This window comes from Rhodoplanes tepidamans (genome assembly GCF_030813915.1).
In the GTDB taxonomy this organism is placed as follows: Bacteria; Pseudomonadota; Alphaproteobacteria; order Rhizobiales; family Xanthobacteraceae; genus Rhodoplanes; species Rhodoplanes tepidamans.
In genome coordinates this window covers 20,997-43,536 of the sequence record NZ_JAUSUJ010000035.1, presented here as the reverse complement: position 1 = coordinate 43,536, position 22,540 = coordinate 20,997, and the positions used below count along the sequence as shown (strand labels likewise).

Below are 22,540 nucleotides of genomic sequence, written 5' to 3'. Positions count from 1 at the left end.
GCCGACCGGCAGCACGTCGGCGACGTCGTCCGGACCGCCGGCCCAGAAGGAGACGACCATGCCCGCGCCCGGCACGGCCACCGGCGAGCTGCTCCTGCTCTACGCCGCCCTGGCGATCGTCGCCCTGATCGTGCTGATCGCACGGTTCAAGCTCAATCCGTTCATCGCCCTGATCGTCGTCTCGCTCGCCATGGGCGTCGCCGCCGGCATGCCGCTGCCGACCATCGTGACCTCGTTCCAGAACGGCGTCGGCGGCGTGCTCGGCTTCATCGCCGTGGTGGTGGCGCTCGGCACCATGCTGGGCAAGCTGCTCGCCGAGTCCGGCGGCGCCGAGCGGATCGCCCGCACGCTGATCGGCCTGTTCGGAGAGCGGCGGGTGCACTGGGCGATCATGTTCGTCGCCTTCATCGTCGGCATGCCGGTGTTCTTCCAGGTCGGCTTCGTGCTGCTGGTACCGCTGGTCTTCGCCATCGCCAGGCGGACCGGCACGTCGCTGATCCTGGTCGGGGTACCGCTGGTCGCCGGCCTGTCGATCGTCCACGGCCTGGTGCCGCCGCATCCCGCCGCGATGCTGGCGGTCGGCACCTTCCAGGCCGACGTCGGCCTCACCATCGTCTATTCCATCATCGTCGGCCTGCCGGCCGCGGCGCTCGCCGGGCCGATCTACGGCCAGTGGATCTCGCGGCGCATCACGCTGCCGGCGCACAACCCGCTCGCCGACCAGCTCGTCGGCGAGCCGCGCGCCGACCTCCCGGGCTTCGGCGTGTCGGTCTTCACCATCATGCTGCCGGTCTTCCTGATGGTCGGATCGAGCCTCGCGGATCTGACGCTGGCGGCCGGAACGCCGGCCCGCAACACCCTCAACTTCATCGGCAATCCGGTGATCTCGCTGCTCGTCGCCCTGCTGGTGGCGTTCTGGACGTTCGGCGTGCGGCGCGGCTTCGACCGGAACCAGCTCCTGAAATTCACCACCGACTGCCTCGCGCCGACCGCGACCATCCTGCTGGTGATCGGTGCCGGCGGCGGCTTCAACCGGGTGCTGCTCGACTCCGGCGTCGGCAAGGCGATCGCCGACATGGCGATCCAGCTCCAGGTGCCGCTGCTGGTGCTCGCCTTCGTGGTCGCCTCGGTGATCCGCGTCGCCACCGGCTCGGCGACCGTGGCGCTGACCACGGCGGCCGGCATCGTCGCGCCGATCGCCGCGGCGACGCCGGGCGCGGTGCGGCCGGAGCTCCTGGTGCTGGCCACCGGCGCCGGATCGATCATCCTGTCGCACGTCAACGATTCCGGCTTCTGGCTGATCAAGGAGTACTTCAACATGACGGTCGAGCAGACGCTGAAGACATGGACGGCGCTGGAGACGATCCTCGCGGTGTCGGCCTTCTGCTTCACGCTGCTGCTGTCGCTGGCCGTCTGAGCGGAGCGGACCATGATCGTCGTGCTGATGGGCGTCTCGGGATCCGGCAAGACGACGGTGGGCATGCTGCTCGCCGCGCGGCTCGGCTGCGGCTTCTCCGATGCCGACAGCTTCCACCCGCCCGAGAACGTCGAGAAGATGCACGCCGGCATCGCGCTGAACGACGACGACCGGCGGCCCTGGCTCGCGGCGCTGCGCGCCGCCATCGAGGGCTGGGAGCAGCAGGGCGTCGACCACGTGCTCGCCTGCTCGGCCCTCAAGCAGGCCTATCGCGAGGTGCTGTCGCCGGCCGGCGACGTCACCTTCGTGTATCTGCGGGGATCGGCCGACGTGATCGCGCCGCGGCTCGCCGCCCGCACCGGGCACTACATGAACCCGGCCCTGCTCGACAGCCAGTTCGCGACGCTGGAGGAGCCGCGCGACGCGATCGTGGTGGATATCGACCGCACGCCGGACGAGATCGTGGACGCCATCGTCGCAGCGCTCGGCCGACCGTCGCCGCAGGCCTCGCAGGCGGGGACGTGATCCGACGGATCCCGGCCCGCCGCGCTCACAGCACCCGCCAGCCGCGCGGGTATTGCTGCAGGCTGCGCCAACCCGTCTCGGTGACCAGCACGAGGTTGCCGGTCTGCACGCCGGCCGTCCCGTCACGCGTCGTCACGTTGGGCTGGACGACGAGCGCCATGCCGGCCTGCAGCGTCAGGTCGGGGATGCCCGCGGACGGCCGGCTCGCCGTACCCAGCACCGGCGGCAGATAGCCGCCGCCGTAGCCGTGCACGAGGTCGTCGATGACGGTGAAGCCGGCATCCTCGATGCCACGCGACGCCTCGACCAGCTCGCGCGCACGGGTGCCGGGCTTCACCCGCGCCAGCACCGCGTCGAGCACCTGGTCGGCGACCGCGTGCAGCTCGCGATAGAGCGCGTCGGGCTCGGTCCCGAGAAAGAAGGTGCGCAGGATCTGCCCGGTATAGCCCCAGAAGTCGACCGACAGCTCGCAGCTCAGCACGTCGCCCGTCTGCAGCACGCGGGCCGACGGGAACTGGCGCGGCACCGCGACGTCCGGTGCGTCCATGGGGGTCGAGTGGACGTAGTGGATGAAATTGGTGCCGCCGAGCGCCAGATAGCTCTCCTGCACCTGCGCGATCAGCTCGCGCTCGCTGCGCCCGGGCCGCGCCCGCTCGGCGAAGGCCAGCACGGCGAGATCGGTGAGGCCGGCGGCGAGCGACAGCCAGCGCACCTCCTCCTCCGACTTGATCATCCGCAGCTGCGCATAGGCGCGGTTCATGTCGACCACCCGGAAGCGGCCGGCCAGCCGTTCCGCCTCGGCAGCCGGCATCCGGCCGATCACCCCGACGGAGGCGCGTCCCTTGATGGCGAGGTCCGAGGTCGCGGCGGCGACCGCCTCGGCGGCCCGGCCGATGGCGCTCCCCTCCCCCCACAGGACCTCGGTGTTCCAGGCGAGCCGGCGGGCGAGCGGCAGGTGGTTGTAGTGCTGGACGAACATCCGCCGCGGCGCGCCCGGCACCACCACGGTGACGGCCTCGGCCGTCACCGGCCAGCCGGTGAGCCAGCCGGTCGCGGTGCCGGCCCGCATCGCCTCGGCGACGATCAGGGCGTCGAGCCCCTGTGCCGCCATCATGTCCCCGACCAGCGCCTCGCGCCGCTGCATCTCGGCGGCGGAGAAGCTCGGATAGCTCGGGCCGAGAAGGTCGCCGTAGCGCGACCGCAGCTCCGACTCGAAGTTCGACAACGCCGGCATGGCTCGCAATCTCGGCTCCGTTCCGTTCAATCTCCGCCGGACCGTCCGCCGACCTCTCCGCCGTCGTCGCCCGCGCCGGCGGACGCCCCGGTACCCACCGACGCTGGCGATCGAGCGAGGTGCTGCGGCCTGCTGGGTGCTCCGCCTTCGCGGAGCACGACCGTGGAGAGGCTTCGATTCGCCCGGCCGGCATCCCCGGGTCGGACCCGCAGATGCCGCTCGTCTCGCGGCGTCACTTCGCGAACGGCTTCTCTCTCTCGAGCCGCGCCAGCGCCTCCTTGGCGATGGTGAGGTCGAACAGCCGCTCGGCCGAAACCTTCTTCTCGACGAAGTCGTAATAGTCGGCCCAGTAATCCTGCATCTTCATGATCGAGGTGACGTTCGGTAGCCCGTCCTCGTTGACGTAGGACCAGTTGGGAGCGATCGCCTTGACGGTCTCGGGCTTCTGGAGCGCCGTGGTGCGGGCCAGGATGTCGACGATCTCGGGATGCTGGTCGGGCGCCGCCGCGGCGGCGTTGAACTCCTTCGCCCCCTGCAGATAGGCCATGGCGAAGCGCACCAGCACGTCGCGCTTCTCCCGCACCAGCGACTGGCGGGTGGCGAACACGCCGATCGGGCCGTCCGGATCGATCTTGTCGCCGGTGGCGATCATCGGGCCCCAGCCGTTCTTCTCGGCGAAGAAGCCGAACTGGTAGGCGAGATCGGTGGCGTCGATCTGGTTCTGGCCGAGCATCTTCATCAGGTCGGGCTGCGGCACGTTGGTGACCCAGGTCACGTCCTTGCGCGGATCGAGCCCGGCCTTCTGCAGCGCCAGCGAGAAGACGTACTGGTTGATGCTGCCGGTGCCGCTGACGCCGATCTTCTTGCCCTTGAGCCTGCCGAGATCGCCGAGCGTCTTCACGCCGGCGTCGGCCATCTCCTTGCTGACGTTGATGACCGTGTAGCCGCGCCCCGCCTTGTTGTTGCCACGGTCGAGCACGACGACGAGCGGCGCGCCGCGGGCGATCGAGTTGAACAGGCTGGCATTGGCCGTCATGAAGGTGAGATCGAGCTCGCCCGCGATCAGCGCCGGGACGGCCTGCTGGCCGTCGATGAACATGCGCTTCTCGACGTCGATCCCGACCCTCTTGAAGTAGCCCTTCTGCTCGGCGACCAGGAATCCGCCGCCCGTGATGAACGGCCCCTCGCCGATGCGCAGCACGTCCGCCGCGCGCCCCGTGGCCGGCGCCCCCGCGAGTGACAGCACTGCGCCGACGACCGCCAACAACCTGCCTGACGCCTTCATGACCGTCTCCTCTGATGGATCGCTGCCGAACGATGGTTACGCCCGCGCCCGCCGGGACGCCGGGACCGATGCCGGCCGGACCGGCCAGGACGAGGCGAGCCGGTGCGAGAGGCCGGCGCTCGCGACGATGCTCCGCCCGATCGCCTCGGCCTCGCGCAGGATCTCGCGTGGATCCGGGCACTGCGGAAAGACGCCGTCGCGGTAGACGATTTCGCCGTCGACCAGCACCACCTTGGCGTCCGAGCCCTTGCCGGCGCACACGAAGGCGGAGAGCGGCCGCAGCAGCGGCCCGACATGGGGCCGGCGCATGTCGAACACGGCGATGTCGGCGCGCTTCCCGACCTCGAGCGAGCCGATCTCGGCGTCGAGCCCGGCGGCACGGGCGGCGTCGATGGTCGCCATCTCGATCGCCTGCTCGACCGAGATGCGGGTCGGGTCGAGGTGGCGCTGGTGCTGGAACAGCACGCAGGCCTTGATCTGCTCCAGCATGTCGTCGGTGTAGTCGACCATCGGCCCGTCGGTGCCGAGCGCCGTGACGATGCCGAGCTTCGCCGCGTTTGCGATCGGCCCGATGCCGCCGCCGCGGATCGACTCGCTGGTCGGGGTGTAGACGAGGCTGGCGCCGACCCGGGCCATCTGTTCGAGGTCGAGCTCGGTACAGTGGATGCAGTGGGCGAGGATCCACCGCTCGTCGAGGACGCCGAGCTGCATCAGGTAGCGCACGTCGGTGCGGCCGGTCTCGCGCAGGTGCTTGAGGAACCCCTTCTCCAGAGAGAAGGTGCCGCCGGCGATGTGGCTGGAGATCCGCACGCCGAGGTCACGCGCGAGCTTATAGCCGCGGGTGATCAGGTCCTCGGTGCTCATGCCGGAGGCGGTCCAGTGGGCGTTCGCCTCGATCACCATGCCCATGCGCACGAGACCGCCATGGGCGCCGTCCCAGCGCCGCACCTCCTCGGCGAGTGCGGCGAGCGACTCGTCGAGCGACAGCGGATGCGTCGCGAAGCGCGCATTGCGGCAGCGCAGCTCCTTGGCGAAGATCTGGCGGATGCCGAGCGCGGCCTGCGGTTCGACGATCGCCTTCACGGTCTCCGGCGTCGTCACGGTGACCGAGTGATTCAGAGAGCAGGTCGTTCCGGTGGCCAGCATCTCGAGGCCGCACTGCCAGCTCGCCACCCGCATCGCCTCGTCGTCCAGCCGCGACACCAGCGGGAAGACCAGATCGGTGATCCAGTCCTCCAGCAGCATCCCGTCGGCGAGCCCCTTGAACAGCACGTACCAATGGTGCTGATGCAGGTTGATCAGGCCCGGCATGACCAGGCAGCCGGTGGCGTCGATCACCTCGTCGACGTCTCGCGTCGTCGCCGGATCGAGGCTTTCGCCCACCGCGGCGACGCGGCCGTCCTCGACCAGCACGGCGCCGCCGGGGAAGACGCTGCGGTCGCCGTCGACCGTGACGACGAGGCCGTTCTCGATCAGGATGCGCGCCATGGTCAGCTCCTGCCCACGGCCCAGGGCGCGACCCAGCGGTCGACGGCCTGCTGGGCCTTGATGATGATGCCGCCGAACACCGCGAGGGCCACCAGCGCCGCGAAGACCTTCTCGGTCTCCATCACCTGGCCGTAGCGGATCAGCAGCCAGCCCACCCCGCTCTGGTTCGAGCCGCCGATCATCTCGGCGGCGACCACCAGGATGATGGTGACGCCCATGCCGAGATGCAGACCGGCGAAGATGCTGGGGATCGCGGCGGGAATCACCACGTTCATCTGGATCTGCCGAGTGTTGGCGCCGAGGTCGCGGGCCGCCTTGACGAGCTCCTGGCTGGTCTGGCGGATGCCCGCATAGGTGCTGATCACCACGGGGAAGAACGCCGTGATGGCGCTGATGGTGAGGATGTAGGCCTCACCGGTGCCGAGCCAGATGATCAGGAGCGGAATGAGCGAGATCTTCGGCAGCGGGTAGAGCGCCGCGATCCACGGGTCGAGGACACGCGCGACCACCTTCGACATGCCCATCAGCACGCCGACCAGCACGCCGAGCACGCCGGCGACCAAGAACCCGGCCATGATGCGCATGAAGGTGACGGCGAGATTCCACGGCAGCGACCCGTCGGCGATCATCGCGAGCAGATAGCGCGCGATGCTGGACGGGGCGGGAAGGATGATCGGCGGCACGTCGCCGTATCTCACCGCCGCCTCCCAGGCGGCGACGAACAGCACGACCGAGAGGGCCGGCAGCAGCCGCATCCACAGGGGATCGCGACGCCTCTTCGCCGGGCGACCGCTCCTCGCCCGTCCGCTCGCGGCGCGGCCGTTCCAGCCGCGGCCGATCATGGCCCGTCCGCTCGGGATCATAGGACGGCCTCGTCCTGCTGGCGCATGGCGTTCAGGACCTCCTCGCGGATGAGATGCAGGATGCGGTCGTAGAGCTCGCCGAAGGCCTTCGTGCCGACCATCTCCTGGGTGCGCGGCCGCGGCAGGTCGATGGCGATGACCTCCTTGATGCGGCCCGGGCGCGCCGTCATCACCACCACCTCGTCGCCGAGCAGGATGGCCTCGTCGATGGCGTGGGTGACGAACAGGATGGTCTTGCGCATCCGCTCGAAGATGCGGGTGAGCTCCTCCTGCATCACGATCTTGGTCTGCGCGTCGAGCGCCGCGAAGGGCTCGTCCATCAGCAGGATCGGCCGGTCCATGATGAGGGCGCGGGCCAGCGCGACGCGCTGGCGCATGCCGCCGGAAAGCTGGCTGCAGGCCTTCTCCTCGAAGTTCCGCAGGCCCACCATGCCGATCAGCTCGCGGGCACGGGCGTAGCGCGCCTCGCGCGGAACCCCGGCCATCTCCAGCCCGAAGGCGACGTTGTCGATCACGTTGCGCCACGGGAACAGGTTGAGCGACTGCCACATCATCACCGAGCACCGGCCCGGCTTCGCCGGCGGCACGGCGGGGTTGCTCGGATCGACGATGCGGATGGCGCCCGAGGTCGCGGTCTCGATGCCGCCGACGATCTGGGCGAGCGTGCTCTTGCCGCAGCCGCTCGGACCGAGCAGGCAGGTGAGCGTGCCGGAGCGGAAATGGTGACTGATGCCGTCGAGGGCGCGTACGCCGTCGCCGCCGTCGTCCCAGACCTGGACCAGGTTCTCGACGATGATGTCCATGCGCGGGGGCTCGCCGGAGTTGCGCCGATCGGGGGAAGCCTCCGGAGGGGATCGGAAGCTCGATATTAATTATCTTAACGTTGAGCTTTTCATTTGCCCGGCCGCTCCGTCAAGCCCATTATGCGTGCGCACTGCCGCAATCGTCGGCTTCCGGCGTTCGCGGATGCACAGGCCCGTTTCGTTCATCCGCACACGACGACGTCACCGATACCCGACATGACCACCGAAGAGACCGATTCCGTCGCCCAGCTGCTCGCCGAATGGCGGCGCGAGCGGCCCGACCTCGATCCGACGCCGATCGGCGTGCAGGGCCGCGTCATGCGGCTCGCCGCGCACTTCCTGCGACACACCGACACGTGGCTCTCGCCGCTCGAACTCGGCTGGGAGGCGTTCAGCCTGATCGTGACGCTGCGCCGCTCCGGCAAGCCCTACGCGTTGCGCCCGACCGATCTGCTCGCCGAGTCGCTGCTCACCTCGGGCGCCATCACCAACCGCATCGACAAGGTGGAGGCGCTCGGGCTGGTCGAGCGGCACCCCGACCCGCGCGACCGGCGCGGCTTCATCATTCGCCTCACGCCGGCCGGCAAGCGGCTGGCCGACCGGGCGATCGCCGATCACATCACGGGGGTCGACGGTCTCCTGGGAGTGCTGTCGGGCGCCGAGCGCAAGCAGCTCGCGACGCTGCTGGCGAAGCTGCTGGCCGCCGTCGAGCAGACGGCGAAGCCGGCCAGGGGGGCACCCGCCAAGAGCGGGGGACGTCGGTCAGCGGCTGCCGCAGCCGGGCAGCGCGGCGAGGCGGAGGGCCAGGCGTCGCGCCGCGTCGGCCGCGGCGCCCGGCCCCGGGCCGACGGTGCAGGCCGCCGCGACGTAGCGGTCCGGCCGCACCACTAGCAGCGCGTCGCGGCCACGCAGCCGGCCGGTCAGCAGGCCGGCGACGTCGCGGCCGACCGGCACGTCCGGGAGACCGCGATAGGGATTGCAGTCGGGCGGCAGCACGGCGAGCCGGCGCAGGCGTGTCAGGCCGAGATCGCCGTCGAGGCGGGCGAGATGCGCCTGCGCCTCCGCCCCGGTCGCGACCAGGGCGAAGCCGTCGCCCAGCAGATCGTCGAGCCGGACGCGGCTGCGGTCCGGCCGCTCGATCTCGGGCTGCGGCAGCATGCGGCCGGCGAGGCCGAGCCCGTCGTCCTCGGGCGCGACGAGGCCTTCGCGGTAGAACGGCTTCGGCTTGTATCTCATCTCGGCGAACCAGGCCTGCACGGGCGGCACCAGGCCGGCGAGCCGGAACCCGGCGCGCACCAGCGTGCCCTGCACGGCCGAGGTCGGCATCATCACCCGCCCCATGGTCACGGCGAGCTTGATGAGGGCCCAGGCGTGCGGCGCGCGCTCGACTTGGTAGGTCGCGAGCAGATCGGCGCCGAGCTCGCCCTTCACGACGGCGGCGAGCTTCCAGGCGAGATTGTGGGCGTCGCGCAGGCCGCTGTTCATGCCCTGCCCGGCGAAGGGCGGCGACAGATGCGCGGCGTCGCCGGCGAGAAACAGGCGGGCCGTGTTCCAGCTGTCGGCGATGCGGGCGTGGAACACGTAGACCTGCCGGCGGACCACCGGCGCATCGGCATCAGGTCCGTGCGCGGCGAGCAGGGTCCTCACGAAGGACGGATCCGTCGCCGTCGCGTCGTCCTCGTCGTCGCGCAGCATGAACTCGTAGCGGCGGATGCCACCCGGCCCCGGCAAAGTGATCAGCGGGCGCGCCGGATCGCAGACCACGCGCGTCTGGCGCAGCCGCTCGGCGGTCGCGGCGAGGTCGACGATCAGCCAGCGCTGCCGGTAGGTCGAGCCCGTCATGGTGGCACCGACGATCTTCCGGAACTGGCTGCGTCCGCCGTCGCAGGCGGCGACGAAGCGGGCCCGCAGCTCCACCGGGCCGCCGGCCGGATCGCGCAGCGTCAGGGTGACGCCGGAGGCGTCCTCCACGGCCGACTCGCAGGCATGGCGGAACAGCGGCGTGACATTGGGGAAACGGGACAGGCCCGTGCGCAGCGTGGCCTCGAGCCGCGGCTGCTCGAAGGCGTTGCGCCGGGGAAAGCCGTAGTCGCGAGCGGTCGGCTCGACGGCGAGAAAACGCCGGCCGTCCGGCCCGAAATAGCGCGAGCCGTAGTCGAGGGCGACGTCGTGCAGCACCGCGTCGACCAGGCCGGCGGCCTGCAGGGTGCGCAGCGACTCGTCGTCGATCGAGACGGCGCGGGGCTCCTGCACGGTCCCTTCGTTTCGCTCGACCAGCACCACCGAGACGCCGGCGCGGCCGAGCAGATTGGCGAGCGTCAGCCCGGTGGGGCCGGCGCCGACGATGGCGACGTCGCAGGCGAGCGTCACGATGCGGCCGCGGTCGGTGCGTCGTCACCTGCGCCGAGCCGGGCGACGAGCCAGCCGGCCGAGGCGACGAGCAGCAGCACCAGCCGGTGCTCCAGCGCCGGGTCGAGCCGGGCGGCCTCGACCACCAGGCTGAGGCTCGCCGCGATGCCGAGCTGCGGCAGTGCGATCGGCACGGCCAGGCCGGCGAGCCCGTCGTCGATATCGCCGCGGCTGACGCAGTGGCCGCGGCGGCGCACCCCGGCGAGGATCTCACGCAGCGCCGCTATCTGCTCGGGCGCCGCGGCGGCTCCGTCGATGGTGTCGATCAGGCGGACCAGCCGTCGCGCGGGCAGCTGCGCCAGGATGGTCTTCGAGGTGGCGCCGCGGGTGAGCGGCATCGGCCGGCCGCGCTCGTAGCTCGGCGTCGCCGGCAGATCGCCGGCCCGGGTGTCGGCGACGCACATCACGGTGTCGCCGTAGAGCCGCGCCAGCAGCACGGCGCAGGGCACGCCCGCCTGCGCGGCGATGTCGGCGAGCCGCGGCTCGCCGATCCGGGTCAGCGGATCGGTGCGGCGGACCAGCCGGTCGAACTCGACGAAGGCGGCGCCGAGCCGGTAGTGCGCCTCGGTCGCCGGCTCGAGAAAGGCCTCGGCGACGAGCTCGCGCACCGCCCGGTAGACGCTGCTGGCCGGCTGGCCGAGCGCCGCCGCCATCTCGGGAACCGTCCAGGTCGCCTTGGCCTCGCCGAACAGGCGAAGGATCCGTACGAACCGCGACAGGCCCGCCGCCATCTCAGCCTCCCGGCTCGTCGGCGATCGGGTTGCGCAGGCGTCCGATGTCCTCGACCGCCACCTCGCAGACGTCGCCGGGCTTCATCAGGAGCTGCGGATTGCGCTTGAAGCCGACACCGCCCGGCGTGCCGGTGGCGATCACGTCACCCGGCGCGAGCCGCGTGAAGGTGGTGACGTAGGCGATGATCTCGGGAATGCCGAAGATCATGTCCCCGAGGGTGGCGTTCTGCACCACCTCGCCGTTGAGCGTCGTCGTGATGGCACGATGGTCGAGCCCGTCGATCTCGTCCGCCGTCACCAGCGCGGGGCCGAGCGCGCAGGTCCCCGGAAAGTTCTTGCCCGGTGTGAACTGGATGGTGTGGCGCTGGAAGTCGCGCACCGAGGCCTCGTTGCAAACCGTGAAACCGGCGACGAGCGCCATGGCGGCCTCCTGCGGCACGCGCCAGCCGGGCCGGCCGATCACGATGGCGAGCTCGCCCTCGTAGTCGAGCACGTGCGAGACCGCCGGCCGCACGATCGGCGCCTCGTGGCCGACCAGCGTGTCGGCGAAGCGGATGAAGACGGAAGGGTGCGCGGTCGGATCACGCTCGGTCTCGCGCCGATGCTCCTCGTAATTGTGCCCGACACAGAGGACCTTGTCCGGGTTCGGGATCACCGGCTCGTGGCCGAACTCGCCGGGCGCGTAGTCGACCGTGGTCGCGGCGGAGAGGTCGAAGGTCGCGCCGAGCGCCTTCGCCTGCAGGAAGGTTCTCAGATCAGGCAAGACGCTGCCGAGACGCGCGCCGAGATCGTGCACGCCGCCCGTCACGGCGATCCCGAAGCTGCGGCGCCCCTGCGCCGTGAACGACACGAATTTCATGATACGTCCTTCGTTCGGCGAGTGATGCCGTTTGGTCCGCCAGGCCGGACATCCACCATCCGCTCGTCACGGACGGGTCCGTCCGGCCGTCCACGATCTCGATCGCGACACTCAGCGGAGGCGTGGATGCCCGCGACAAGCGCGGTCATGACGACGCCGGAGAGCTTGGCACATGGTCATCGGACGTCCACACGCTCGCGCCCCCCCTCACGCCCGCATGATGGCGCGGCCCCACAGATTGAGGGTGCGCTCGGCGTGCGGCCATTCCTTCACCGGGCGATCGTGGATGACCTCGAGCTCGGCCGAGACCTCGATCCAGTTGCCGTCCGGGTCCTCGATGAAGACGAACAGGTTGTTACCCGGCCCGTGGCGGCCGGGTCCCCACATCAGGGTGATGCCGCGGGCGGCGAAGCGGTCGGCCCAGTCGCGGATCATGTCCCATTCGCCGGCCTCGTAGGAGTGGTGGTCGATGCCGGCGCGGTCCTGCAGGAAGCAGGCGATGGTGTGGTGCTCGTGATTGGCGCGCATGAACGAGGTGGTGACCCTGCCGGTCGCGTCGACCACCCGGTCCGACACCGCGAAGCCGAGCCGGCCCGCGTAGAACTCCTCGATCGCCTGGACGCTGCGGGTGGCGAGGGTGAGGTGCTGGACCGGGCCGCACAAGCCGCTGCGCGGCGGCTCCGGGGCGGCCAGCCCGAACGCGATCGCGTTGCCGTTCGGGTCGGTCACCGCGAACGCCCCGTCCTCGAGCAGCGGGGTCGGGAACGGCGCCGGGTCGAGCCCCTGCGCCCGCGCATATGCGCGCAGGCCGTCGAGGCCGGCAGCGTCGCGCACCGCGAATCCGGCATGGCCGAGCGTCTTGGCCGGCCCGTCGGTCACGACGAGGCGGCGGCCCGGCCCGGCGAGGACGAGGTCGCCGGCAGACCCGTCCCGCGGCAGCGGCGCCATGTCCATCGCGTCGGCGTAGAAGGCGGCGAGCCGCTCGGGATCCGGGCTCTTCAGATGCAGGTGGTGCAGATAGGCGCCGGCCTGGATCGCCGTCAGCATGACATCCTCCCTGATTATCGTTTTTTGATAATTATATTTACGACAAATAGCCGCTATATCAATTCTTGGCAATCGAGGACTTGGAGAGAGATCGCGTTGACGGTCCGGTCAGCCGCCGCCGGCGGCTCGTGGTCGCCGCGCACGGTCCCGGTCGACCTCCCGGCGCACCGCTCTGCGGAGGATCGCGGCGAACGACCGGGCCCCGGCGGAGCGTGCGCGGCTGCGCGGCCACAGCAGCCCCGGCACCCGGCGCGGCGTCGGCGCCTCGATCGCCACCGGGACCAGATCGGCGTCGGCCGCCACCGCACGATGCGGCACGATCGCCGCGATGTCGGAGCGCCGGGCCATCTCCAGCATCGAGCCGATGGTGTTCATCTCGACGATCACGTTCGGCGCGATTCCGGCCGCCGCGAACCAGCCGTCGAGCATGCGGCGGGTGGCGAAGTTGCGGGTCAGCAGGATCAGGGGCGTCCGGTGCAGCGCGCTCATCCGCACGCGGCGCCGCGTGGCGAGCGGATGCGCCGCCGTGACGGCGAGCACCAGCTCCTCCTCGTAGAGCGGCTCGAACACCAGGGCGTCGTCGGCGGCCGGCGCATAGGCGATCCCGACGTCGAGCGTGCCGTCGCCCACCCGCGCCTCGATCACCGGTGCGGCGAGATCCTCGATCACGAGGCGGACATCGGGATGCCGCGCCAGGAACGTCGCGGCACAGGCCGGCATCATCCGCATGTGCACGCTGTGGACGGCGCCGACCGCGAGCGTGCCGGCGAGCGCCTCGGTGCCGGTGCGCAGCGCGCGGATCGCCCCGTCAATGTCGTTCAGGGCCCGGGTGATGCTCGGCAGCAGCAGTTCGCCCTGCTCGGTCAGCGCGACGCGCTTGCCGGTGCGGTCGAACAGGCGCACGCCGAGCTCGTCCTCGAGCTGTCGGATCTGGTGCGACAGGGTCGGCTGGGTGACGTGCACCAGGGTCGCCGCGCGGGTGAAGCTGAGCTGCTCGCCGAGCGCCGTGAAGTAGCGCAGATGCCGGAGTTCCATGGAGCGAAGCCCCTTTGATAGACAACGTCTATGGATGTAATGCAAACAATCACCTTTGTCACTGAAACGGGCCCCCCTATGGTCGGCCCCGCCCCGCCGTCCGGCGCCGGCGCTTTCAATGGAATCGGCTTGTGACACGACGCGTTACCGTCACGTTCGACAACGGCCCGACCGCCGGGGTCACCTCCGGCGTGCTCGACCTGCTCGCCCGGCGCGGCATCGCGACGACCTTCTTCGTGATCGGCCGCAAGCTGCTCGATCCCGACGCCGCGGCGCTGGCCGAGGCCGCGCACGCCGCCGGTCACTGGATCGGGAACCACACCTTCACGCACTCGGTCGCCTTCGGCGACGATCCGGATGCGGCCTATGCGGCGCGCGAGATCGAGGCGACGCAGGCGCTGATCGGCCCGCTGGCCCACCCGGACAGGCTGTTCCGGCCCTACGGGAACTCGGGGAAGATCGGCCCGCACCTGCTCAGCCGCGCGGCGGCCGACCTGCTGGCGCGCCAGCGCTACACCTGCGTCCTGTGGTCGAGCGTGCCGGGCGACTGGCGCGACCCCGAGGGCTGGGTCGATCGCGCCGTCGCCGACGTCGCGGCGCGGGACTGGACCGTGATGGTGCTGCACGACATCGCCACCGGCTGCCTGCCCCGCCTCGCCGAGCTGATCGCCCGCCTCGACGATCTCGGCGTGACCTGGACGCAGGAGTTTCCCGACGACGTGGTGCTCCTGCGGGCCGGCCGGCCGGTGAGCCTCTCGGCGACCCATCTGGCGGAGGCCTGATCGGCCGGACCGAGCCACCGCCCCGCGGCCGGACGACTCGCCGAAGCACACGAAGACGAACGCCCCAAACAGAACCACACGGAGGAACGATCTTGGTCACCGTCTCGCGATCCACGCTTGTCCGCGGTCTCGCCGGCCTGCTCGCCGGGATCGCCGTCGCCGCCGCTCCGGCCGCCGCCTCGGCCGAGACCTATCCCTCCCGGATCGTCCGGATGGTCGTCGGGTTCGGTCCCGGCACGTCCACGGACATCATCGCCCGGCTGATCGGCAACGCGCTCTCGGCCGAGCTCGGCCAGACCATCGTGGTCGAGAACCGGCCCGGCTCCGGCGGCTCGATCGCCACCGCCGCGGTCGCCCGCTCCACCCCGGACGGCTACACGCTGACGATGGGCACGGTCGGCACCCACGCCATCAATGCCGGCCTGTTCCCGCGCCTGCCCTACGACCCGCTGAAGGACTTCGTGCCGATCGCGCTGGTCGGCTACACGCCGACGCTCCTCGTGGTACCGAAGGCGCTGCCGGTCGCCAACGTCGCCGAGCTGGTCGCCCATGCGAAGTCGCGGTCCGACGGCGTCGCCTTCGCGTCCGCCGGCACCGGCACGTCCGGCCATCTGGCCGGCGAGTTCCTGAAGAGCGCGTCCGGCGCCAAGATGGTGCACGTGCCCTACAAGGAGGGCGGCACCGGCCTCACCGATCTGATGGCCGGCCAGGTGCAGTTCATGTTCTATCACCCGGCCGCCGTGATGCCGCACGTGCGCTCCGGCGCCCTCAAGGCGATCGCCGTGTCGAGCGCGCGCCGCAGTGCCGCGGCGCCCGACGTGCCCACCATGGTCGAGCAGGGATTCCCGAGCTTCGACCTGGTGGCGTGGTTCGTCCTCTATGCGCCGGCCGGTACGCCGGAGCCGGTGCTCGCCCGTCTGCGCGACACCACCGCCCGGGTGCTCACCGGCGCCGAGGTCTCCGGTCAGCTGCGCGCCCAGGGCGTCGAGATGCTGCCCCTCGACGCCGCCGCCTTGGACAAGTTCTGCCGGGACGAGGTGAAGAAGTGGACCGATCTGGTCGTCGCCTCGGGCGCCCGGGTCGAATGACGGGCGCTCCGTAAGCCCGCGGCGGCGGGCCGGCCGCCGCGGCATCGCACCGCCGGCCGGCCTCGAACCGCAGCGCCGCATCCGGGTTGACGTGGCATCGACGCACGCCCGGAGCCGCGCGATGCCACCTCTCGTCCATCGTCGCGGTGACGCCGCCGCGGCCGCCTCGGTTCGGCCGGTTCCCGTTCTCCGCGGCCCCTGGGGTGCGGTGCTGTCGCTCGCCTGGGTGGTGCTCGCCTTCGCGGCCGAGCCGCCGCTGCGCGACGCGGCCGCGGCGATGGGGCTGCCGGCCCGGGCCGGTGGCGGCGGGCTGCCGCAGGCCCTCGACTCGCTGGCCGCGTGGGGCAGCATCCTCCTGGTGGTGGTGCTGGCGGTCCGGCTGACCGACGTGCCGCTGCGCGACTACCTGGGCTGGCGGCGGCCGCGGCCGGGCGACCTCGTGCTGGCCGCGGGCTTCGTGCTGACGCTCTACGGCGCCCTGGTCGCCATCACGCTGCTGGCCGACACCGCCGCCGTGCATGCCGGCCGTCCCGGCCGGACCGCGCCGGGCGCCGGGCCGGTCGCCGTCGTGCTCGCCTGGTCGTCGACCGTGCTCCTGGCGCCGATCGTCGAGGAGAGCCTCTTCCGCGGATTCCTGTGGCGGGGCATCGCCAACCGGCACGGCGTCGCCGCGGCCCTGGTGCTGACCTCGGTGGTGTTCGCGGCGTTCCACTGGGGCTACTGGATGCGGGGCGGCGGCATCGACCTGCTTTCGGTCGTACACTATCTCGTGATGGGCGGCGTGCTGGGGGCGTTCCGGCTGGCGAGCGGCTCGACCCTCGTTCCGATGGTGGCGCACGGGCTCGCCAATGCGTCCCTGGCCGCCTTTCCGACCGTGGTGACGGCCCTGGCCTGAGCCCGCCACGGTCCCGGGCGCACTCCGGCGTCGCGCCGGTGGCATACGGCAGGCGTTGAAGCCGCGGCCGGACCGGCCTATATCAGCGGCTCTCAACCAGACCGCGGGATGGTCGGACCACGGGCCCCGGGCCCGCTCCGGCCGTTCCGCACGACACCGGAGACCGAATGGCCCGCTTCCGCGACAACGAGCTGCAGGACCGCCAGAGCAATGCCAACGCCGCCAGGAAGGCGCTGCTGGAGAAGTTCAAGACCGCGGTGACGGATCCTGCCCTGGAAGAACGACGCGCCGCCCTGGAGGCGGAACGCCTCGCCCGCAAGGCGGAGCGCGACGCGATTCGCGCCAAGCGCGAAGCCGAGGCCGCCGAGAAGGCCCGCATCGAAGCCGAGGCGGCCGAGAAGGCCCGCCGCGAGGCCGAGGCCATCGCCGCCCGCGAGGCCGCCGAGCGGGCCGAGCGCGAGGCGCGCGAGGCGGAGGAACGGGCCGCCGCCGAAGCCGCCCTCAAGGCGGAGCAGAAGGCCGCCCGCGATGCCCGCTACGCCGCCCGCAAGGCCGCCAAGAAGGAGCGCCGTCGCGGCTACTGAGCCACGGCCGGCGCCCGCCGGCCCGATCCCCTCGCCGGCTCCCGACCGCCCACCGCCGAATCCCCGTCCCGCCGCCACCGGCTCGCCCTCGGCGCCGGTCTTCGGCCGTCCGACATCGGTCTCGCGAGACCGTGACGTCGTCGCGAGATGGAGTAGTCAGCCGACCAGCAGCGCGGCGCGCCCCGTCACGGCGCCGCGCTCGACCAGGTCGTGGACGGTCTCGGCCTCGTCGAGCGGCCGGACCACGCTGACCAGCGGCCGGATCTCGCCGCGGGCGACGAGGTCGAGGCACGCGTGGATGTCGCGCCGCGTGACGTAGCGGCTGCCGAGAATCTCCTGCTCGCCGGCGAGCAGCGCGAGCGACGACACGCCGAACGGCTGGCCGGCCCCGCCGAGCGTGACGAGGCGTCCACGCGGGCCGAGCGCCCGCACACCGGCCTCCAGGGTCGCAGTCGCCGAGACATAGTCGATCGCCACGTCCACGCCCTGCCCTTTCGTCAGCTCGCGCAGCACCTCGGCGACGTCGCCGTCGCGCGGATTCACGATCTCGTCGGCCCCGGCCCGGCGGCACGCCTCGGCCTTGTCGGCGGCGATCTCGACGGCGACGACCCGGGCGCCGGCCCGCCGCGCCATCATGAGCTGGTGGATGCCGAGCCCGCCGCCGGCCCCGAACACCGCGACCGTCTCGCCCGACTTCACGCGCGCCCGCCTGAGCACCTTGTACGGCGTCGCGACGGCGTCGGTGACGACGGCGATCTCGGCCGGCCGGGCGCGGTGGTCGAGCCCGGGCGGCAGCCGGACGAAGATGTGGGCCGGCAGCCGGACGTACTCGGCATAGCCGCCGTCGCAGTCGACCCCGACATTGCCACCGCCGTGCGGGCACAGCGGCTCAAGCTCGTCGCGGCACCACGCGCAGCGGCCGCAGTTCAGGTAGTAGTAGGCCGTCACGGCATCGCCGACCGACAGCCCGGCGACGTCGCGGCCGACGGCGACGATCTCGCCCGTGATCTCATGCCCGATGACCCGCGGGAAGCGCACCGCCTTCCGCCCCGCCTTGACGTGCTGGATGGTGAGGCCGGCGCCGCAGGCGAGCACCCGGGCCACCGCCTCGCCCGGGCCCGGCACCGGGTCCGGCCGCTCGGTCATGACGAAGGCCGATCCGGCGGCCTCGAGGACCATGGCTTTGATCGGACGGTCTCCCGCGGTGGGGTGGACGAGGAACGACGATCGGCCGGGTGCGACACGGCCGCAGTGGACGGCCCCCAGAATGACGCGCCGCCCCGCTTGACGCAAAATCTCGAATCGCGCGCTCATCCAAGGTACTATGAGGCGGGTGCCGGACCGAGATCGGCGGCGTCCGTCAAGCACCTTTCGGAAGCCGCAGCCGGCGAACGGCGATTTGGATTTGTCGATTTGGACAAGGATTTGGATCGAGGGACGACCCGATCGGCCGGCGTGCCGATCGCGTCGGAGGACGGTGCGCCAGCGCGCCGCATCGTCTCGCCGCTCCGCGGCTCCCGGCACCGTTTCGTCCCGCTCGCGGTCGCCGTGTCGCCCGTGATTTCAAATGCCGCATCAGGAGCGTTCGACCATGTCTGATCCCTCGCCCGTGACCAAGCCCACGATCACTCCGGTCGATACCCCGACCGCCCGACCTGCCGACCCGATCGTGGCGCCGCGGACCACCGAGCCGCCGCCCCGTCGCGAGCCGCCCACCACCATCGTCGACAAGGCGATCGAGGTCACCAAGGCCTACGCGCAATATGTCTGGGCCGACCTCAAGGTGCTGTTCGTCGAGATCAAGCCGGCCTTCGTCAAGTTCGCGGTCAAGCAGAAGAACTTCCTGATCGGCCTGGTGATCCTCATCCTGCTGCTGCTCTGGCTGTTCTGACGGCCGCATCGAGCCGCAGCTGTCGAAGACCCCGCGGCGCCGGACGGCTCGCGTCCGGTCGTGGTTGTCTGCGGCTCAGCGGCGCCGGAAGCCCTCGCGGATCGTGTCCATGCGATCGGTGCCGCCGCTGCCGAAGCGGGCCGGCGGCTGCTCGAAGATGTCGCACGAGGCCGAGCCGTACGGGACGATCCAGCCGGTGTCGTTGTCGAACACGTATCGGGGACAACGGCCGTCGTGGTTGGGCGCGAGCCGGATCGTGCCGACATGGCTGACCTCGCGATCGAGCGGCGGCGTCGACAGGAATCGACGGATCGGCCGGTCGAAGGTCTGCTCGACCGTCAGGGTGGCCACGATCATGGCGACGAAGACGATGCAGATCAGCACCACCCTGCGGCTCTGAACGACCCGGCGCTCGACAGGACGTGGTGAACGGTTCTGCATCGCAATCCAATCCACCTGAAACAGCCGATCGAGCATGCGCGGCGGTCGTCAATTCCCGGTTAACCGCCGCCCGCGTCATCGCGTCTCATCGGCCGGCCGCGGCCGGTTCCTAACTCCGCCGGGCATCCACCGTCGCGGGCCGGTCGGTCCGCCACCGCCAGGGGCCGTCCTCGGCCGCCGCGGCCAGCGCCGCGACGAGGCCGTGGTCGGGCGACAGCGCACATGCCGGGTCCGTGGCCCGGGCGTCGCCCGTGAGGGCGAAGGCCTGGCAGCGGCAGCCGCCGAAGTCGCGCTCCCGCTTCGGGCAGCTCGCGCACGGCTCGCGCATCCATTCCGTTCCACGGAACGCCGCGAAGGCCGGCGACTCCCGCCAGATCGATTCGAGCGCATGGTCGCGCACCGACCAGAATGCGAGACCGGGGATCGTCGGCGCCGCGTGGCACGGCAGCACCAGGCCTGACGGAGTCACGACGAGCGAGCGCCGTCCCCAGCCGCCGAGGCACGGCTTCGGCACGCCGGAGAAATGGTCCGGCATGACCGCGTCGATCACCAGGTCGCCGCGGTGCCTGTCGCGCAGGATCGCGATCTCGCGCTCGGCGGCGTCGACCTGACCGCGCCGCGGCATCAGGGCGGCCCGGTTGGCGAGCGCCCAGCCGTGATACTGCACATGCGCGATCTCGATCCGCCCGGCGCCGAGCGCCGCCGCCAGCGCGACCATCTCCGGAATGCGCCCGATGTTGCCGCGGTGAATCACGCAGTTGAGCGTCAGCGGCAGGCCGAGCGCCACCGCCTCGCGCGCCAGCGCGGCCTTGCGCGCGAAGGCACCGGGCCTCCTCGCGACGTGGTCGGCGGCATCCCGGTCGCTGTCCTGCACGGAGATCTGGACGTGATCGAGCCCGGCCGCGGCGAGCGCCGCGAGCCGCCGTGCGTCGAGCCCGACCGCCGACGTGATCAGGTTGGTGTAGAGCCCCGCGGCGCGGGCCGCCGCCACGATCTCGACGAGGTCGCGCCGCAGCGCCGGCTCGCCGCCGGACAGATGGAGCTGCAGCACCCCGAGCCCGGCCGCCTCGCGGAAGACGCGGGTCCAGGTCGCGGTGTCGAGCTCGTCGGCGCGATGCTCGAGCGCCACCGGATTCGAGCAGTACGGGCATCCGAGCGGACAGCGGTGGGTCAGCTCGGCGAGGAGGCCGAGCGGCGGCGGCACGGTGGCGGCACGGCCCGTCACAGCTCCACCAGCCTCTTGTCGGCCAAGCTGCGCAGTAGCGCCGAGACATCGGCGAGGATGCGGTCCCGGGGCGCCGTGTAGCGGCCCGCGAGATCGTCGACGACTGCCGCGACGCTGCGGGTGCCGTCGCACAGGTCGAGCACCGCCGCGGCGACCTCGTCGAGCTTGAACAGCCGCTCCGGCGCGAGCAGCACGCGGCCGCCGTGCGCGGCGCTCTCGACCATGCGGACGCCACGGGCGAGCCGCGGCACCGCGTCCGCGACGATCGAGTCCGGGCCCGGCATGGTCATGTGGCGGCTCCCGGATGATCGGCCGGCACGAAGGCACCCGGCGGGACGAGGCCCGGCGCCACATAGGCGGCGTGCAGCGCGTCGAGCATCGCCCACAGCACGTCGCACTTGAACCGCAACGCGTCCTGGACGCCACGCTGCGCGTCCGGCGTGGTGGCGTGGCGCTTCACATAGGCAAGCGCGAACGCGCTGTCGCGCGCCGCTCGCGGCGGCCGCTCGGCGAAATAGGCGAGCGTCTCGGGCGTGACGAAATCGTAGTGCTTCAGCATCCCGGCGACCCGCTCGCCGATGATGGCGGGCGAGAACAGCTCGGTCAGCGACGAGCCGATCGCCTCGACCAGGGGCCGGCTGCGCACGAAGTCGAGATAGGCGAGCGCCGCGAAGCGCATCGCCGGCAGCGCCTGCCGCTGGGAGACGACCATGTCCCGATCGAGCCCGAGCCCGTCGGTGAGCTTCAGCCAGCGGGCGATGCCACCGTCGTCCGCCGTCTCGCCGTCGTGGTCGACGAGACGCGAGCGCCAGGCGCGCCGCACCTCCACATCGTCGCAGCGCGCCATCAGAGCGGCGTCCTTCTGCGGGATGACCGCCTGATAGCACCAGCGATTGAGGGCCCAGGCCTGCACCTGACCCCGGCTGCAGCCACCCGTGTGCAGCAGCCGGTGGAACGGATGGTGATGGTGATAGCGCTCGGCCCCGATGGCGCGCAGCCTCGCCTCCAGCTCGTCCGGCGACAGGACGCTCACAGCACGATCTCCATGCCGTCCGCGGCGATCTCCCATCCGGCCGCGACGACACGCCGGCGCTCGGGCGAGTCCTCGAACAGCACCGGGTTGGTGTTGTTGAGATGGATGTAGATGCGCCGGCCGTGCAGGAAGGTGAGCGCATCGAGCGAACCGCCGTCCCCGGTGATCGGCACATGGCCCATGCGGCGCGAGCTTTTCGATCCGGTGCCGGAGGTGATCATCTCGTCGTCGGTGAACAGGGTCCCGTCCATCAGCACCACGTCGGCGCTGGCCAGCCGGGCGCGGATCGCGGGGCCGATCTCCGCGATCTCCGGCACGAAGACGAGATGCCGGCCGCCGGCACGCACCGAGACCCCCGTCACGGCGCCGTCCGCCGGCGCCTCCCCCACGGCCCGCTCGAGCCACAGCGGCACCTTGCCGGGCACCGGGAACAGCTCGATGGACAGGCCGGCGATGTCCACCGGCACGTCGGGCACGAGGGTACGGCGGTCCACGGCATCCGCGGCGAGCACGTCGAACATCGGATTGGTGGTCAGCACGGTCTGGACATAACCGTCGGCCAGGAGTGCGAAGGGCTGGCCCTCGCGCAGATGCAGCAGGCCCGCCGCCTGATCGATCTCGGCCCCGGTCAGAACCACGGCCGCGATCGGACTGTCGCGCAGCCCGGCGCTCGCGCGCGGCGTGAGCGCCGGCGCGGCCAGGAGCTGCTGACGAAGGTCCGGCGGCGCATTGAGAAGCACGACCCGCTCGCCGTCCGCCGAGACGGCGACGCAGGTCTGGGTGCGTGGTCGAACGGCTCCGTTCGAGCTACGGGCGGCCTGGCAGATCCCGCACCGGCAGTTCCATTGCGGCACGCCGCCGCCGGCAGCCGAGCCCAGCACGATCGCCCTGAGACCGACCACCGG

21 protein-coding genes and 2 pseudogenes are annotated in these 22,540 nt (G+C 71.5%); 8 read left to right on the top strand and 15 right to left on the bottom strand.

Going from position 1 to position 22,540, the window contains the following annotated elements; translation table 11 throughout:
- Positions 1–58 precede the first annotated feature (58 nt).
- Together J2S22_RS28440 and J2S22_RS28435 are read left to right on the top strand one after the other, a co-directional pair.
- Positions 59–1,417: a GntP family permease gene (locus tag J2S22_RS28440; protein WP_272779720.1), complete on the top strand. Its 1,359-nt coding sequence runs from the start codon at positions 59–61 to the stop codon at positions 1,415–1,417.
- Positions 1,418–1,429: 12 nt separating this feature from the next.
- The gene (locus tag J2S22_RS28435; protein ID WP_272779721.1) at positions 1,430–1,942 is read left to right on the top strand and encodes a gluconokinase; all 513 of its coding nucleotides are present in this window, start codon (positions 1,430–1,432) and stop codon (positions 1,940–1,942) included.
- 25 nt (positions 1,943–1,967) lie between these two features.
- Here J2S22_RS28435 and J2S22_RS28430 read toward each other — a convergent pair whose 3' ends face one another.
- The 5 genes from J2S22_RS28430 to J2S22_RS28410 form a co-directional block, all read right to left on the bottom strand.
- On the bottom strand, positions 1,968–3,176 hold the full coding sequence (locus tag J2S22_RS28430) for a M24 family metallopeptidase (protein WP_272779722.1): 1,209 nt from the start codon (positions 3,174–3,176) through the stop codon (positions 1,968–1,970).
- A 232-nt stretch (positions 3,177–3,408) separates the two neighbouring features.
- Complete coding sequence (locus tag J2S22_RS28425) at positions 3,409–4,461, bottom strand: ABC transporter substrate-binding protein (protein WP_272779723.1); 1,053 nt, start codon at positions 4,459–4,461, stop codon at positions 3,409–3,411.
- A 36-nt stretch (positions 4,462–4,497) separates the two neighbouring features.
- The gene (locus J2S22_RS28420; protein ID WP_272779724.1) at positions 4,498–5,949 is read right to left on the bottom strand and encodes an amidohydrolase family protein; all 1,452 of its coding nucleotides are present in this window, start codon (positions 5,947–5,949) and stop codon (positions 4,498–4,500) included.
- 2 nt (positions 5,950–5,951) lie between these two features.
- On the bottom strand, positions 5,952–6,812 hold the full coding sequence (locus J2S22_RS28415) for an ABC transporter permease (protein WP_272779725.1): 861 nt from the start codon (positions 6,810–6,812) through the stop codon (positions 5,952–5,954).
- Positions 6,809–7,615 carry an ABC transporter ATP-binding protein gene (locus J2S22_RS28410; RefSeq protein WP_272779726.1) on the bottom strand — a complete coding sequence of 269 codons (807 nt, stop codon included), beginning with the start codon at positions 7,613–7,615 and terminating at the stop codon, positions 6,809–6,811. Before J2S22_RS28410 ends, J2S22_RS28415 begins: the two co-directional genes overlap by 4 nt.
- 120 nt (positions 7,616–7,735) lie before the next feature.
- Between J2S22_RS28410 and J2S22_RS28405 the strand changes: the two are divergent.
- A pseudogene (locus J2S22_RS28405) lies at positions 7,736–8,161 on the top strand (MarR family winged helix-turn-helix transcriptional regulator); the annotation flags it as partial.
- A 216-nt stretch (positions 8,162–8,377) separates the two neighbouring features.
- On the opposite strand, the gene J2S22_RS28400 reads toward J2S22_RS28405, so the two are convergent.
- The 5 genes from J2S22_RS28400 to J2S22_RS28380 form a co-directional block, all read right to left on the bottom strand.
- Entirely contained in the window at positions 8,378–9,985 is a 1,608-nt protein-coding gene (locus J2S22_RS28400; RefSeq protein ID WP_272779727.1) for a bifunctional 3-(3-hydroxy-phenyl)propionate/3-hydroxycinnamic acid hydroxylase, read from the bottom strand.
- The gene (locus tag J2S22_RS28395; RefSeq protein ID WP_272779728.1) at positions 9,982–10,755 is read right to left on the bottom strand and encodes an IclR family transcriptional regulator; all 774 of its coding nucleotides are present in this window, start codon (positions 10,753–10,755) and stop codon (positions 9,982–9,984) included. The genes J2S22_RS28400 and J2S22_RS28395 overlap by 4 nt, the downstream gene beginning before the upstream one ends.
- 1 nt (position 10,756) lies before the next feature.
- A complete protein-coding gene (locus J2S22_RS28390; RefSeq protein ID WP_272779729.1) occupies positions 10,757–11,614 on the bottom strand; it encodes a fumarylacetoacetate hydrolase family protein in 858 nt (285 codons plus the stop codon).
- Between the two features lie 207 nt (positions 11,615–11,821).
- Complete coding sequence (locus tag J2S22_RS28385) at positions 11,822–12,661, bottom strand: VOC family protein (RefSeq protein WP_272779730.1); 840 nt, start codon at positions 12,659–12,661, stop codon at positions 11,822–11,824.
- 108 nt (positions 12,662–12,769) lie between these two features.
- Positions 12,770–13,696 carry a LysR substrate-binding domain-containing protein gene (locus J2S22_RS28380; RefSeq protein WP_272779731.1) on the bottom strand — a complete coding sequence of 309 codons (927 nt, stop codon included), beginning with the start codon at positions 13,694–13,696 and terminating at the stop codon, positions 12,770–12,772.
- 131 nt (positions 13,697–13,827) lie between these two features.
- Here J2S22_RS28380 and J2S22_RS28375 point away from each other — a divergent pair, with 131 nt between their 5' ends.
- The 4 genes from J2S22_RS28375 (at position 13,828) to J2S22_RS28360 (ending at position 17,045) form a co-directional block, all read left to right on the top strand.
- On the top strand, positions 13,828–14,478 hold the full coding sequence (locus J2S22_RS28375; protein ID WP_272779732.1) for a polysaccharide deacetylase family protein: 651 nt from the start codon (positions 13,828–13,830) through the stop codon (positions 14,476–14,478).
- 92 nt (positions 14,479–14,570) lie between these two features.
- Positions 14,571–15,566, top strand: coding sequence for a Bug family tripartite tricarboxylate transporter substrate binding protein (locus J2S22_RS28370; RefSeq protein WP_272779733.1), 996 nt, complete (start codon positions 14,571–14,573; stop codon positions 15,564–15,566).
- A 121-nt stretch (positions 15,567–15,687) separates the two neighbouring features.
- Positions 15,688–16,461 (top strand): CPBP family intramembrane glutamic endopeptidase, encoded by a 774-nt coding sequence (locus tag J2S22_RS28365; RefSeq protein WP_272779734.1) that lies wholly within the window; start codon positions 15,688–15,690, stop codon positions 16,459–16,461.
- A 167-nt stretch (positions 16,462–16,628) separates the two neighbouring features.
- Positions 16,629–17,045, top strand: a complete 417-nt coding sequence (locus J2S22_RS28360; protein WP_272779735.1) for a DUF6481 family protein — start codon at positions 16,629–16,631, stop codon at positions 17,043–17,045.
- A gap of 156 nt (positions 17,046–17,201) precedes the next feature.
- On the opposite strand, the gene J2S22_RS28355 is transcribed toward J2S22_RS28360, so the two are convergent.
- Positions 17,202–18,224 carry an alcohol dehydrogenase catalytic domain-containing protein gene (locus J2S22_RS28355; RefSeq protein ID WP_272779736.1) on the bottom strand — a complete coding sequence of 341 codons (1,023 nt, stop codon included), beginning with the start codon at positions 18,222–18,224 and terminating at the stop codon, positions 17,202–17,204.
- A 412-nt stretch (positions 18,225–18,636) separates the two neighbouring features.
- Here J2S22_RS28355 and J2S22_RS28350 point away from each other — a divergent pair, with 412 nt between their 5' ends.
- A complete protein-coding gene (locus tag J2S22_RS28350) occupies positions 18,637–18,936 on the top strand; it encodes a hypothetical protein (protein WP_272779737.1) in 300 nt (99 codons plus the stop codon).
- A 75-nt stretch (positions 18,937–19,011) separates the two neighbouring features.
- Here the strand turns inward: J2S22_RS28350 and J2S22_RS28345 are convergent, their stop codons facing one another.
- The 4 genes and pseudogenes from J2S22_RS28345 to pqqB form a co-directional block, all read right to left on the bottom strand.
- The gene (locus J2S22_RS28345; RefSeq protein ID WP_272779738.1) at positions 19,012–19,377 is read right to left on the bottom strand and encodes a hypothetical protein; all 366 of its coding nucleotides are present in this window, start codon (positions 19,375–19,377) and stop codon (positions 19,012–19,014) included.
- A 109-nt stretch (positions 19,378–19,486) separates the two neighbouring features.
- Positions 19,487–20,602, bottom strand: a complete 1,116-nt coding sequence (gene pqqE, locus J2S22_RS28340; RefSeq protein WP_272779739.1) for a pyrroloquinoline quinone biosynthesis protein PqqE — start codon at positions 20,600–20,602, stop codon at positions 19,487–19,489.
- Positions 20,599–21,671, bottom strand: a pseudogene (pqqC, locus tag J2S22_RS28335) (pyrroloquinoline-quinone synthase PqqC). Before pqqC ends, pqqE begins: the two are co-directional and overlap by 4 nt.
- Positions 21,632–22,537: a pyrroloquinoline quinone biosynthesis protein PqqB gene (gene pqqB, locus J2S22_RS28330; protein ID WP_272779742.1), complete on the bottom strand. Its 906-nt coding sequence runs from the start codon at positions 22,535–22,537 to the stop codon at positions 21,632–21,634. The pseudogene pqqC and the gene pqqB overlap by 40 nt, the downstream one beginning before the upstream one ends.
- Positions 22,538–22,540: the final 3 nt, after the last annotated feature.

What these genes read in the sequence shown, in the direction of transcription:
- J2S22_RS28440 (WP_272779720.1), top strand. Translation starts at nt 59, where the DNA reads ATGCCCGCGCCCGGCACGGCCACCGGCGAGCTGCTCCTGCTCTACGCC.
- J2S22_RS28435 (WP_272779721.1), top strand. Translation starts at nt 1,430, where the DNA reads ATGATCGTCGTGCTGATGGGCGTCTCGGGATCCGGCAAGACGACGGTG.
- J2S22_RS28430 (WP_272779722.1), bottom strand. Translation starts at nt 3,176, where the DNA reads ATGCCGGCGTTGTCGAACTTCGAGTCGGAGCTGCGGTCGCGCTACGGC.
- J2S22_RS28425 (WP_272779723.1), bottom strand. Translation starts at nt 4,461, where the DNA reads ATGAAGGCGTCAGGCAGGTTGTTGGCGGTCGTCGGCGCAGTGCTGTCA.
- J2S22_RS28420 (WP_272779724.1), bottom strand. Translation starts at nt 5,949, where the DNA reads ATGGCGCGCATCCTGATCGAGAACGGCCTCGTCGTCACGGTCGACGGC.
- J2S22_RS28415 (WP_272779725.1), bottom strand. Translation starts at nt 6,812, where the DNA reads ATGATCCCGAGCGGACGGGCCATGATCGGCCGCGGCTGGAACGGCCGC.
- J2S22_RS28410 (WP_272779726.1), bottom strand. Translation starts at nt 7,615, where the DNA reads ATGGACATCATCGTCGAGAACCTGGTCCAGGTCTGGGACGACGGCGGC.
- J2S22_RS28395 (WP_272779728.1), bottom strand. Translation starts at nt 10,755, where the DNA reads ATGGCGGCGGGCCTGTCGCGGTTCGTACGGATCCTTCGCCTGTTCGGC.
- J2S22_RS28390 (WP_272779729.1), bottom strand. Translation starts at nt 11,614, where the DNA reads ATGAAATTCGTGTCGTTCACGGCGCAGGGGCGCCGCAGCTTCGGGATC.
- J2S22_RS28385 (WP_272779730.1), bottom strand. Translation starts at nt 12,661, where the DNA reads ATGCTGACGGCGATCCAGGCCGGCGCCTATCTGCACCACCTGCATCTG.
- J2S22_RS28380 (WP_272779731.1), bottom strand. Translation starts at nt 13,696, where the DNA reads ATGGAACTCCGGCATCTGCGCTACTTCACGGCGCTCGGCGAGCAGCTC.
- J2S22_RS28365 (WP_272779734.1), top strand. Translation starts at nt 15,688, where the DNA reads ATGCCACCTCTCGTCCATCGTCGCGGTGACGCCGCCGCGGCCGCCTCG.
- J2S22_RS28360 (WP_272779735.1), top strand. Translation starts at nt 16,629, where the DNA reads ATGGCCCGCTTCCGCGACAACGAGCTGCAGGACCGCCAGAGCAATGCC.
- J2S22_RS28355 (WP_272779736.1), bottom strand. Translation starts at nt 18,224, where the DNA reads ATGGTCCTCGAGGCCGCCGGATCGGCCTTCGTCATGACCGAGCGGCCG.
- J2S22_RS28350 (WP_272779737.1), top strand. Translation starts at nt 18,637, where the DNA reads ATGTCTGATCCCTCGCCCGTGACCAAGCCCACGATCACTCCGGTCGAT.
- J2S22_RS28345 (WP_272779738.1), bottom strand. Translation starts at nt 19,377, where the DNA reads ATGCAGAACCGTTCACCACGTCCTGTCGAGCGCCGGGTCGTTCAGAGC.